10 protein-coding genes are annotated in these 12,988 nt (G+C 45.2%); 5 read left to right on the top strand and 5 right to left on the bottom strand.

The genetic code is table 11. The annotated features are described in order from the left end of the window. Nucleotides 1–31 precede the first annotated feature (31 nt). Nucleotides 32–598: a dUTP diphosphatase gene (locus tag RWO08_RS03340; RefSeq protein ID WP_314211229.1), complete on the bottom strand. Its 567-nt coding sequence runs from the start codon at nucleotides 596–598 to the stop codon at nucleotides 32–34. Between the two features lie 234 nt (nucleotides 599–832). On the opposite strand from RWO08_RS03340, the gene RWO08_RS03335 reads away from it, so the two are divergent. Further along, nucleotides 833–1,945, top strand: a complete 1,113-nt coding sequence (locus tag RWO08_RS03335; protein ID WP_070756450.1) for an ABC transporter ATP-binding protein — start codon at nucleotides 833–835, stop codon at nucleotides 1,943–1,945. A 187-nt stretch (nucleotides 1,946–2,132) separates the two neighbouring features. Continuing rightward, complete coding sequence (locus RWO08_RS03330) at nucleotides 2,133–3,590, top strand: alpha-amylase (protein WP_314211228.1); 1,458 nt, start codon at nucleotides 2,133–2,135, stop codon at nucleotides 3,588–3,590. 134 nt (nucleotides 3,591–3,724) lie between these two features. Here the strand turns inward: RWO08_RS03330 and dnaB are convergent, their stop codons facing one another. After that, nucleotides 3,725–5,116 (bottom strand): replicative DNA helicase, encoded by a 1,392-nt coding sequence (gene dnaB, locus RWO08_RS03325; RefSeq protein ID WP_314211227.1) that lies wholly within the window; start codon nucleotides 5,114–5,116, stop codon nucleotides 3,725–3,727. A gap of 205 nt (nucleotides 5,117–5,321) precedes the next feature. Between dnaB and mnmE the strand changes: the two genes are divergently transcribed. Genes mnmE through mnmG form a run of 3 tightly spaced genes read left to right on the top strand, consistent with a single transcriptional unit; the run spans nucleotide 5,322 to nucleotide 9,130 of the window. After that, on the top strand, nucleotides 5,322–6,704 hold the full coding sequence (gene mnmE / locus RWO08_RS03320; RefSeq protein ID WP_311467835.1) for a tRNA uridine-5-carboxymethylaminomethyl(34) synthesis GTPase MnmE: 1,383 nt from the start codon (nucleotides 5,322–5,324) through the stop codon (nucleotides 6,702–6,704). A 12-nt stretch (nucleotides 6,705–6,716) separates the two neighbouring features. Next, nucleotides 6,717–7,193 carry an 8-oxo-dGTP diphosphatase gene (locus tag RWO08_RS03315; protein WP_314211226.1) on the top strand — a complete coding sequence of 159 codons (477 nt, stop codon included), beginning with the start codon at nucleotides 6,717–6,719 and terminating at the stop codon, nucleotides 7,191–7,193. A gap of 20 nt (nucleotides 7,194–7,213) precedes the next feature. Continuing rightward, on the top strand, nucleotides 7,214–9,130 hold the full coding sequence (gene mnmG, locus RWO08_RS03310; RefSeq protein ID WP_314211225.1) for a tRNA uridine-5-carboxymethylaminomethyl(34) synthesis enzyme MnmG: 1,917 nt from the start codon (nucleotides 7,214–7,216) through the stop codon (nucleotides 9,128–9,130). Between the two features lie 84 nt (nucleotides 9,131–9,214). Here the strand turns inward: mnmG and treR are convergent, their stop codons facing one another. The 3 genes from treR to treC form a co-directional block, all read right to left on the bottom strand. Beyond that, on the bottom strand, nucleotides 9,215–9,934 hold the full coding sequence (gene treR / locus RWO08_RS03305; RefSeq protein WP_070756456.1) for a trehalose operon repressor: 720 nt from the start codon (nucleotides 9,932–9,934) through the stop codon (nucleotides 9,215–9,217). Nucleotides 9,935–10,010: 76 nt separating this feature from the next. Further along, the gene (locus RWO08_RS03300; protein WP_314211224.1) at nucleotides 10,011–11,105 is read right to left on the bottom strand and encodes a GerMN domain-containing protein; all 1,095 of its coding nucleotides are present in this window, start codon (nucleotides 11,103–11,105) and stop codon (nucleotides 10,011–10,013) included. 212 nt (nucleotides 11,106–11,317) lie between these two features. Then, complete coding sequence (gene treC, locus RWO08_RS03295; RefSeq protein ID WP_314211223.1) at nucleotides 11,318–12,979, bottom strand: alpha,alpha-phosphotrehalase; 1,662 nt, start codon at nucleotides 12,977–12,979, stop codon at nucleotides 11,318–11,320. Between the last annotated feature and the right edge of the window lie 9 nt (nucleotides 12,980–12,988).

Raw genomic sequence — 12,988 nt, 5'->3', positions numbered from 1 at the left:
TCCTTCTTTCTTTGGCTCTAGTTCTTAGAGCCTATTGTTGGTGATGACCAGAGGAGCCAAAGCCTCCTTCGCGGGCAGCCTGCCCACCATGGTCGCCATCTGCCTTCAAGAAAGGCAAGAAGATGGCTTGGGCAATGCGCTCACCTTTTTGGATGGTTTGGTCAAAGAGCCCAAAGTTGCTAAGTTGAACGTAGACATGCCCTTCATTACTCGGGTTATTATAGTAGTCTGCGTCAATGACACCCACTCCGTTAGGCACCTGTAAGAAACGCTTGAGCGGGTTACTAGAACGGTTGACAATTTGTAAGTATTCGTCGTCCTGCATATAAACCTTAAGCCCAGTAGGCACAAGGGTTGGTTTCAACAAGCGCTGTGGATCCTCTGCTGGCTCCTTTTGAGTTGGTTTGGCATGAATCCATTGTTTCATTTCCATGGCTAAATAGCGGAAAACTTGTCGCCAGTAAGACGGAACCACAATGGTTTCTGCCGCTTCCAAATCATAACCTGCAGCATGATGGGTCGCTCGTTGCGGCAGTTGGATGGCTTTATCTTGGTAGCTAGTGATGACTTCAAAGCCACGTTTTCTTTCCTGGGTCATAAGACACCCCTTTTCTACTGAATCATCTCTATTTTACCAAATTTCCCGGCCAATAGGGTAATAAAAGCAATAAAAGTGCTTGAAAAATCACACTTTCTTACTCTTTTTAGAAAACCTTTTACTTTTTGTACAATCTGCCGAAGAAATTTGTGCAGTTTGTCAATGGAATTGTAAACCGTTTTCATTTACACTATAGATGTCAATAAAATCAATCAATAAGGAGCGAATTTTCCTATGGTAGAAATGAAATTAAAAGGCATCCACAAAAAATATGATAATGCCGACTTCTATTCCGTTACTGACTTTAACTTAGACATCGCAGACCGCGAATTCATCGTCTTCGTTGGTCCTTCTGGTTGTGGTAAGTCTACTACATTACGTATGATTGCCGGTTTGGAAGATATTTCTGAAGGGGAATTATGGATTGGCGACCGCCTCATGAACGACGTGGCACCTAAAGACCGCGACATCGCCATGGTATTCCAAAACTACGCCCTCTACCCACACATGACTGTCTTCGACAACATGGCCTTCGGTTTGAAACTTCGTAAATATCCAAAAGAAGAAATCAAACAACGTGTAGAGAACGCAGCTGAAATCTTAGGCTTGTCTCAATACTTAGACCGCAAACCAGCTGCTTTGTCTGGTGGTCAACGTCAACGTGTTGCCTTGGGCCGTGCCATTGTCCGCGACGCTAAAGTCTTCCTCATGGACGAACCGCTCTCTAACTTGGATGCTAAACTCCGTGTACAAATGCGTGCTGAAATTGCAAAATTACACCAACGCTTGAACACCACTACCATCTACGTAACTCACGACCAAACCGAAGCTATGACCATGGCTAGCCGGATTGTCATCATGAAAGATGGGATTATCCAACAAATCGGTAGCCCACAAGAAGTTTACGATACTCCAAACAACGTCTTCGTTGCTGGCTTTATCGGCTCTCCTGCCATGAACTTCTTCAAAGTTAAATTCGAAAACGGCATGATTAGCAATGGCCACGACTTAACCTTAGAAGTAACAGATCCACAACGTCGTTACTTAGTAGAACGTGGCTACGAAGGCAAGGAAGTCATCTTTGGTATTCGTCCAGAAGACATTCAATCTGAACAAATCTTCTTAGACTCCTATCCAAAATCAGTAGTTCGTTCAGAAGTTGTCGTATCTGAATTATTAGGGGCAGAAACTATGCTTTACTCTAAAGTTGGGGACACTGAATTCATCGCTCGTGTGGATGCACGTGACTACCACAACCCAGGTGAAACCGTAGAACTCGGTTTCAACATGAACAAGGCTCACTTCTTCGATCCAGAAACCGAATTAGTAATTCGCGAAGAAGCTTAAGCTTAACTCGTCTACCGCTCCGGCCCTCCTCATCTGAGGAGGGTTTTTGGCGTCTATCTGACGACAATTGCACCTCAAATCTGTGACAAGTCCCTAACATCCGTCATTTAGGGACCGGTATCAGTTGCTTTTTGCCTGCCATCGTCCTAGAATAGAGCCATACAAATTGTAAAAGGAGGCTCGCACCATGCAAAACCAGACTTTAATGCAAGCTTTTGAATGGTATCTGCCGAGTGACCACCAGCACTGGAATCGACTTGCCCAACTAGCTCCAGAATTAGCTGCCAAGGGCATTCGGAAAATCTGGCTCCCACCTGCCTTCAAAGGCACCAACAAAGACGACGTCGGCTATGGCGTCTATGACTTGTTTGACTTGGGAGAATTCGACCAGAAGGGAACTATTCCTACTAAATACGGAACTAAAGACGACTATCTCGCTCTAATTGAAACTTTAAAAGCTAATGGGATTGACCCCATCGCTGATATCGTCCTCAACCACAAGGCCGGCGCCGACCACAAGGAACGCTTTACGGTCATTGAGATGAATCCTAACAATCGTCAAGAAGCCATTTCTGAACCCTTCGAAATTGAGGGTTGGACTTGCTTCACCTTCGATGGTCGCCAGAAAGCCTACAATGATTTCACCTGGCACTGGTATCACTTTACAGGGACCGACTATGACGCTGGCCGTAACCGATCCGGTATTTATCTGATTCAAGGGGATAATAAGGGTTGGGCTGACGACACGCTCGTTGACGACGAGAACGGTAACTATGACTATCTTATGTATGATGACATCGACTTCAAGCATCCGGAAGTGGTCCAACATCTCTATGATTGGGCCCATTGGTTTATTGAAACAACCGGAGTTCGGGGCTTCCGCCTAGATGCCGTTAAACACATCGATTCCTTCTTCATGAAGAACTTTATCCGGGACTTAACCGAACACTATAGCGATGATTTCTATGTCTTCGGTGAATTCTGGAATGGCGACGAAGAAGCCAATAGCCAATATTTGGAGAAAACCGACTTCCACTATGACTTGGTAGACGTCAAGCTCCACCAGAACTTCTTTGATGCCGGTCAAGCCGGGGCAGATTACGACTTAAGTAAGATTTTCGACCAAACTCTCATGCAAAACTACCCAGAATCGGCAGTTACCTTCGTTGATAACCACGATACCCAACGGGGTCAAGCCCTTGAATCGACCGTAGCAGAATGGTTCAAACCTCTGGCTTATGCCATGATTCTCTTGCGCCAATCCGGTTTACCTTGTGTCTTCTATGGCGACTACCTGGGTATCCAAGGGGACTTTGCCCAAGAATCCTTCCAGGAAGTCATCGATAAATTGCTCAACCTACGGCTTTACCATGCCTATGGTCAAGAAACTGACTATCTCGATGATCCTAACTGTATTGCTTGGACTCGGGCTGGTAATGAAGAAAATGATGGCCGGCCATTGGCAGTTATTCTCTCCAACAAAGACGAGACCAGCAAGCGCCTCTTCTTAGGTCCTGAATGGGCTGGCCGTACTTTCCGCGATGGCTTAGAACATCATGAAGCCAGCATCACCATCGAAGAAGACGGTTGGGCTGATTTCCCAGTTCATGGCGGCTCTGTCTCTGCTTGGATTTTAGCTGATTAAGCAATTAATAGTAGATAAATCAAAGGACGAGGCTGACTTCGTCCTTTTGACTTTCGCTAGATAAATTTCCCATTATATCATATATGATATAATGGGAAAGCAAAAGGCTGAGACTTGAGTCTCAGCCTTATTTTTTATTGATAATTTACTTGATCTTCTAGGCGATAAGACAAGTTAGAAAACTTGTTATACTCTTTCTTAAAGAGTAAGTTGACGGTGTCCCGGGCCCCTGACCGGTTCTTAGCCAGAATAACTTCAATCGTGTTATCTGGCAAGGAATCGTCATGGTCTGGCTCGTCGCCCGGCTCGTCATGACGGTGATAATCGTGACGATAGAGGAAGGCCACGATATCCGCATCTTGCTCAATAGACCCGGATTCCCGGATATCACTTAAAATTGGCCGCTTGTTTTGCCGCTGTTCCAAGCCCCGTGAGAGCTGGGACAAGGCAATCACAGGCACATGCAATTCCTTGGCTAATTTTTTGAGTTGGCGTGAAATCTCAGAAACTTCTTGTTGGCGGTTTTCACGACCGTTCCCTTCAATCAATTGCAGGTAGTCGATGACAATCAAGCCCAAGTCAGGATTTTCCTGTTTGAGTCGGCGACATTTGGCCCGAATTTCGGAGACCTTAATCCCCGCTGAATCATCGATGAAAATCTTGGCATTCTTAAGGGTGTCGGTTGCAATAGTGAAGCTAGACCACTCATCTTCGGTTAGTTGACCCGTCTTCATGTTGGATGCAAAGATATTTCCCTCTGCGCAGACCATCCGATAGACTAAGTCAATCGCCCCCATTTCTAGTGAGAAGATGGCAACCGGCACCTTGGATTTGGTAGCCACATTCTGGGCGATATTGAGGGCAAAGGCCGTCTTACCTACTGAAGGACGGGCGGCGATAATAATTAACTGATCGCCTTGGAAACCTGAAGTCATCTTGTCCAAATCATGATAGCCCGTAGCTAGTCCCGTAATGTCGCGTTTTTCTTCCGAAAGCTTAACCACACGGTCATAGGCTTCCACCACTAGGTGGCGCATTTCTTTTGGCTTATTGACTTGGCTACCTTCCCCGATTGAGAGAATCAGCTTCTCACTGCGATCTACAATATTTTCAACGCTATCAGACTCATCATAGGCTTCCGAACTAATGGTTGTGGTGGCCGCAATCAGACGTCGCAAGGTCGATTTTTGTTTGACAATATTGGCATAATACTCCACGTGTTCTGCCGTTGGTGTCGCTTCGATTAATTCTGCCAGATAGCTGGCGCCTCCCGCATTTTCTAGGGCATCATAGGCTTCCAGTTGGTTGACCACCATGACGAAGTCCAAGGCCCCGTTGCGGTCAAATACCACATCAATGGCATTAAAAATCAATTGGTGGGATCGTTTATAGAAGTCATCTTCACTGATAATGGCTTGGACGGTCCCGATTTTACGTGGATCTAGGAATAAAGCACCTAGCACCGCACGTTCAGCTTCAATATTATGAGGCATTATTCGTTGCTCATTAAGATTTAATTCTGTCACTAGGTTCCCTTCTTTCTACTCATATGTAGTTTACTAAATGTCTTAGCCCTTTTCAAGTAGGGCGATATACCCTTGCAAAATCCCCTTAAATTCTATATAATACAGATGAATTGATAGTAGCAGTCAAAGTGCTTACTACCCCAACTGGCCGTATCCAAGGGGGTAGTCTAGGCACTTTTTTTGTGACAAGAGAAAGGAGCCCGCCATGTACACCCAAGATACCATTGTCGCCATCTCAACTGCCCTAGGCGAGGGCGCTATCGGCCTAGTCCGCCTGTCTGGACCAGAAGCCATCGCCATCGCCAACCGGCTCTTTCCAGAAAAGGACCTCAGTCAAGTGGCTAGTCACACCATTCACTATGGCCATATCCAAGATCCCCAGTCAGGCCAAGTCTTGGATGAAGTCATGACCAGCGTCATGAAAGCCCCACGTTCTTATACGACAGAAGATGTCGTCGAAATCAACGGCCACGGCGGGATTGTTGCCATCCAATCCATCCTCAATGCTTGCTTAGCCCAAGGAGCTCGCCTAGCTGAAGCCGGGGAATTTACCCAGCGCGCCTTCCTCAATGGCCGGATTGACCTATCTCAGGCTGAAGCCATCATGGATTTAATCAGCGCCAAGACTAGTCGTGCCAAAGATGCAGCTATGAGCCAGCTTCAAGGTAGCCTCAAACACAAAATTCGTCAGCTACGCGACACCATGCTTAACACCTTGGCACAGGTCGAAGTCACCATCGATTATCCAGAATACGATGATGTTGAGGAACTTTCTCTCCAGCAACTGGCCTCCACAGCAGAATTGGTGCAAAGCGAAGTCCGCGCGATTTTACGCCAGGCCACCCAAGGCAAGCTTTTCCGTGAAGGGATTAAAACTGCTATCATTGGCCGTCCTAATGTTGGTAAATCCAGTCTTCTTAATTACTTAATTGGCGAAGATAAAGCCATTGTCACCGATATTGCAGGCACCACTCGTGACACCATCGAAGAATATATTTCTATTAAAGGTGTCCCCCTCCATATTATCGATACGGCCGGTATTCGCCATACGGATGAAGTAGTCGAGCAAATCGGGGTAGAAAAGAGCCGCGCCATGATCGAATCGGCAGACCTGATTCTCCTTATTTTGAATCAGGCCCAAGCCCTAGATCCAATGGATTTAGAACTTTTAGAGCTGACACAAAATAAGGCCCGCATCATCCTCTTAAATAAGCAAGATTTACCTAACCAATGGACCATTGAAGACTTAGCAAGTTATCTGCAAGATGATTCGGACATTATTAAAACCTCTGTCCTAACTGAGGACGGCTTAACCGCCCTTGAAGATGCTATTTCAGCACGCTTCTTATCCGGTAATCTCCAGTCTACCGACCTCAACTATCTCTTGAACAGTCGCCACACCCATCTGCTCAACCAAGCCTTAGCCAGTTTAGATGAAGTCATCCAGTCTTGTGCCATGAGCCTACCAGTGGATCTCATTCAGATAGACTATACCCGTGCCTGGGATGCCCTGGGCGAAATCACTGGTGACAGTGTTCAAGATGAGCTCTTAACCAAGCTCTTTAGCCAATTCTGCTTAGGTAAATAAGGAGGATACATCATGCCAAAACTCGCCACTATCTGTTATATCGACAATGGCCACTCTCTGCTATTGCTCCACCGCAACAAGAAGCCCAATGATGTCCATGAAGGCAAATGGATTGGCGTCGGCGGCAAATTAGAAGCCGGTGAAAGCCCAGAGGAATGCGTTATTCGCGAATCCAAGGAAGAAACCGGCCTGACCCTCCATCAGCCGCAATTAGTGGGCATTATCGTCTTCCCGGAATTTACGCCTGGCCATGACTGGTACACTTATGTCTTTCGAGCCCGTCATTTTGAGGGCCAAGTCATTGACTGCAATGAAGGTACCCTAGAGTGGGTACCCTACGACCAAGTCCTTAGCCGGCCTAGTTGGGAAGGGGATCATATTTTCTTAACTTGGATTTTAGAGCAGAGACCCTTCTTTTCAGCCAAATTCAGCTATTCCCCTGATAATCGCCTACTTGATCACGACGTTATTTTTTATAATCATCCATAAACTACAAAGGAGTCAAAACCATGCAAGAATTCTCTGCTGGCCACTACGAGGTCATTGTTGTCGGTGCTGGACATGCAGGTTCAGAAGCCGCATTGGCAGCAGCTCGTATGGGCTGTCGCACCCTGCTCTTAACCATTAGCTTAGAAATGGTAGCCTTTATGCCCTGTAACCCTTCTGTAGGAGGGCCTGCCAAGGGTGTTGTCGTTCGCGAAATCGATGCCCTCGGTGGCGAAATGGGCCGCAATATTGATAAGACCTACATCCAAATGCGCATGCTCAACACTGGGAAGGGACCAGCCGTCCAAGCTCTACGTGCCCAGGCAGACAAACATGCTTATGCGACCGCCATGAAACAAACCATTGAAGCCTGCCCTAACCTAGACCTCAAACAAGGCCTAGTTGACCGACTAGTAGTAGAAGAAGGGCAAGTCCGTGGCGTTGTCACTTCGACTGGCGCCCGCTATAGTGCTGATGCCGTTGTCCTAACTGCTGGTACCTCTTCACGCGGCCAAATCATTATTGGTGAACTTAAGTATTCATCTGGCCCCAACAATACCTTGCCATCACAGAAACTCTCTGAACACCTTTTGGAACTGGGCTTTGAGTTAGCCCGTTTCAAAACTGGGACGCCAATGCGTATCCACAAATCTAGCATTAACTATGAAGCCATGGAGATTCAACCTGGTGATAGCCAACCCAACCATTTTTCCTTCCTAACACCAGATGCTGACTACCGACCTGACTTCGTCCCTTGTTGGCTGACCCATACCAGCCAAGATACCCATGAAGTTATCAAGGCTAACCTGCATCGCGCGCCTATGTTTACCGGCATCGTGGAAGGGGTAGGGGCACGTTATTGTCCTTCTATCGAAGACAAGATTGTGCGCTTCAGCGATAAGCCACGCCATCAAATTTTCGTTGAACCAGAAGGTCTAACGACTGATGAGATGTATATTCAAGGCCTATCCACCTCTATGCCTGAAGATGTGCAACTTCAGATGCTACATTCCGTAGCGGGCCTAGAAAATGCCAAACTCATGCGACCAGGCTACGCCATTGAATACGACGTGGTCATCCCGCATCAATTGCGTGCTAGCTTAGAAACCAAATTAGTACGTGGCCTCTATACAGCTGGCCAAATGAACGGGACTAGCGGCTACGAAGAAGCGGCCGGCCAAGGCCTTATTGCTGGCATTAACGCAGCCCGCCAAGTTCAAGGACAAGATCCACTTATCATCAAACGGAGTGACGGCTATATTGGCGTTATGATTGATGACTTAGTTACCAAAGGGACCACAGAACCTTATCGTCTCTTAACTTCTCGGGCAGAGTATCGTCTCTTGCTACGCCACGATAATGCTGATTTGCGACTGACTGAAATTGGCCACCAAATTGGCTTGGTCGATGGCCAACGCTATGAAGCCTATCTAGCTAAGAAAGCCCTGGTTGACGCTGAAATCAAACGCTTGAAGAAAATCACCCTGACACCTAAGACGCCCGGCCTTCAGGAACTCTTTGAGCGTGTAGGCTCTTCGTCCCTCTTAGACGGAATCAGCGCCTTCAATCTGCTCAAGCGACCAGAGATTCGCTACTTAGATTTAGTGACTATCATTCCGCGACCAGAAGGGCCATTGGAACGCCAAGAAGCTGAACAAGTTGAAATTCAAATCAAGTATGAAGGCTATATCCAAAAGGCCATCGAAAAAGTCGAAAAAGTCAAGGCCATGGAAGAAAAACGCATTCCTGAAGATATTGACTACGACGCTATCTTGAATTTGGCTAACGAGGCGCGTGACCGCCTAAAATTAATTCAGCCGACTACTCTTGCACAAGCTAGTCGGGTCAGTGGTGTTAACCCTGCAGACATTGCCATCTTGTCAGTCTACATCCAACAAGGCAAGATTGCTCGCCTACAAGACCGTCCATCTCAAGACTAAAAGAAAAGCCCCTGAAAGGGGCTTTTTTCTTCTATATAAATAATATAGTAAAAAGACAGGGCATAAATCCTGTCTCTTTTCTCATTATTTAATTGAGTGTCTACGACGTGCGAATTCTTGGAAGTGAAACTTCTCCAGTCGCGTATGAGAAATACTGTATTGGAAGAAGGTAGTGTCTTCCAAGTAAACAAAGCTGTCTGTCTTAATGACATAGTCCATAGGTGTTAACTTCATGAGTTCCAAGCCTAGCTCAGAAACAATCTCAGCTCGCATATCCTTGGTAGCATAGCTAATATCTAAGTCTAACTGACCTTCTAGGTACTCATAGACGGAGTTTTTAGCCACGCGGCTTGGGATAGATGGCACCACGCTGCAACGGAACCAGTCTTCATCAATAATCATGACTTCGCCAGCGATAATCCGCGTACGCAATAAGTAAATAAAGCGTTCATTCTCAGTCACGCCTTCTTTACCAATAAGAAAGTCTGGCGCCTTCACGATTTCATTACGGATTACCCGTGTTTCAGCTTTCATATTTTGATCAGCTTGTAACTCTTTGAAACTGACCAAACCCGAAAATGGAAAGACAAAACGGTTAAAGTCTAAAACGGTAGAACCACGACCTTGTTTCTTATGAATAAAGCCATTTTCCAATAGGAGTTTTTGTGCTTTACGGATAGTTTCACGGGATACATCATAGGTTTCTGCTAGTTCATGTTCTGTTGGGATTAGTTCACCAATGGGGTAGGTCCCATTTTCAATTTTTTGTTTGATGTCTAGATAGACTCTTTCAAATTTATTCATTTTTACACCTCGATACGTATTCTAGCATAATCTGTTACTTTGTGAAAGAGTATATCCAGTTTTTTTTCGCATTTTTTTAAGGATTTGTCCCTAACCAGTTCGGATTTACTTCCCAAATACCATTATCAGGCATTGGCAAGGTATCTGGCGTTAAAATAAGTCCGCCTACAGTCAGCTTCACCTGTTTGACCCCATAATAATCAGCGATTGTTTGGACAATAGCCGGTAAAACAGCCGTTTCTCGTGCTGTATGCTGATTCATGGCTGCTACGATACCAGGAGTAAAGTCTACGAGGGCAGTTTGCGATTCAATTTTTATATCTTTGACTTCAACAGATGAATTAATCCATCCTTCTTTGCGGAACAATTCTGTAAAAGTTTTACCTGGATTCTGATTAGTCTGCCAAGTTAAGCGACCCGTCCCCTTGGTCAAAATTGGATTCATCTGATTACTTGGCTTAGCTATATTGATAGGTTGCGTGATGCTAACCTGATGTTGGTTAGACTTAAGTGTGAGCGTAATATTTTCCCCACCACTATTAATGGCTTTCTGACTAGACATAATCAACCCTTGATTCTTGGCATAGTAGGTATGTAACTCTTGGTCAGATTGAAAAGTCGTTACCTCAATAACATCTTCATAATTGCTAGAACCTATTGTGGCTGATTGGTAGAGATTAGTAATAGTGGAACGACTTCCTTGGCTATCTTGCCACATCGTTCCCACTTGAAGGGGAGCCATCAAATAAGGGATACGGTGGGTGTGACTAATTTGTTCTAGATGGTTGCTAGTATCCAAAGTATCCTGGGCTTGCCAAGATATCTGCCAGCCTTCCTTTGTTAGCTGATAAACTGACACGTTGGCCCGACCATTAGGTAAGAGGGTCCGCACTTGCCATAGTTGACGGTTAGTGTCTACATAATCTGTGTACACTATTTGTAAACCATCACGCGTATCAAACTCTTTAAGTTGATTGATACCATTAGGCGCATAATGACTTATCTCATATTGTGTTCCATCCGGTGCTTTGTGCCATGATGACGTGTCGAATTCTCCTGTGTTCTCTGCAACAGTAGAGCTAGTTTCAGACGATTCGTTCGTTGCTGTCCCTTGGCGGTCAGCAGCTTTCTTGTCTATTGATGCCTGAACATCTGGACTAATGTGAATCATAGGTTCTTGCTTGCAAGCACTTAATAGCAATACAAATCCAACAAGAAGAATCCCTCTTTTCATGCTGCTGCCCCTTTCTTTTATGTTTTTCTCTAGCATATTCGTCTTATTTTACCATGCTAGAAAGGATTTTACCATTCTTCATTTCTATCTAATCCCACCTGGCAGATAAAAAGGACAAATTCCTGGGAATTTGTCCTTTAACACTTAGCTTATTCTGTTTCAAATAAGAAAGCAACAGCTTCATAAGCTCCTAAAGTCAATCTATCAGCATATTGGACTGGTCCATTGCCAATCAACTTAGTCGCTGTTCGACCACGAAAGGCCTGAGGTAATTCAATTTCTACATTTCCGTCATAAAAATGTCCTAGAACCAGTAATTGTTGCCCTTCATATTCTCTTACAAAGGCCATGATGCTAGGATGATCCAAGAATAAACCACCGTAAGTCCCATCCGAAATCACATCATAGTCCTTGCGCAAGCGAATGAGCTCTTGATAATAGGTATAAATCTTACCTTCCGCCAATTCCTGCTCAACATTAATAGTAGGATAGTTAGCTGCAACTTCTAGCCATGGCGTGGCCTTGGTAAAGCCTGCATGGGTTGTCCCATCCCATTGCATAGGTGTGCGACTGTTGTCGCGGGATTTAGCCTGAATGATGGTCATGGCTTTTTCATGGGAATAACCCTTATCCCGCATGATTTGATAGTTATTGTGCGTCTCCACATCATTGTATTGAGCCAATTCTTGGTAGCCTGGGTTAGTCATGCCAATTTCTTCACCTTGGTAGATATAAGGCGTCCCACGCAATAAATGGGTAACTGTTGCAAGCAAGGTTTGGGTTTGATAAGGATAATTTACCACATCTCCAAAACGGTTGTTAGATCGAGGTTGGTCATGATTATTGAAGAAGAGGGCATTCCATCCCTGTCCGTCAGACATGCCTGTTTGCCACTCATCTAAAATCCGCTTAAGCTCTAAGAAATCAAAAGCTGGATTGGACCATTTTTCCCCATTTTCGTAATCCACCTTGAGATGATGGAAGGAGAAAATCATAGACAGTTCTTGATCTTTAGGGTTAGTATAGCTAATCCCATTTTCAATTGTAGTAGAAGACATCTCCCCAACTGTGACGATTTCTTGATCCTGCCCAAAAGTAGCTTGGTTCAATTCCCGAATCCAAGTATGCACAATAGGCGTATCTGTATAGAGGGACTTCTCCTGACTAGAACCAGGAGCTTGGCTATCAACCAATTCTTCTGACTTGCCAATAACATTCAAAACATCGAATCGGAAACCCTTTACCCCTTTTTTACGCCAGAAATTCACCACTTGGTGGAGTTCTTGCCGAACCTGAGGATTGTGCCAATCTAAATCTGCTTGCGTTACATCATAAAGATGTAAATAATATAAGTCAGTCTTGCCAAACCTTTCCCAGGCAGGGCCGCCAAACTTAGACTCCCAGTTGGTTGGCAAACTACCGTCAGCCTTAGCAGGTCTTAAATAGAAGTAAGCTTGATACTTAGGGTCCCCAACCAAGGCTTTTTTGAACCATTCATGTTCTGTCGAGACATGGTTTAAGACCATGTCGAGCATGAGTCCAATATCTCGTTTGCCAGCTTCCGCCACTAACTCTTCAAAATCTGCCATAGTCCCAAAGGCCGGGTCAATGGCACAATAATCCGAAATGTCGTAGCCATTATCATGTTGTGGGGAAGGGTAAAAAGGGTTCAACCATATTAAATCAATACCTAGACCCGCTAAGTAGTCTAGTTTTTCGATGATACCACGTAGGTCCCCCATCCCATTCCCTGTCGTATCTTTGAAGGATTTAGGATAGAGTTGATAGACAACCTTTTTCGATAAACGCATAAGAACCTC

It is taken from the genome of uncultured Abiotrophia sp. (assembly GCF_963520105.1).
Lineage (GTDB): Bacteria > Bacillota > Bacilli > Lactobacillales > Aerococcaceae > Abiotrophia.
This window is presented reverse-complemented; position numbering and strand designations above follow the sequence as displayed.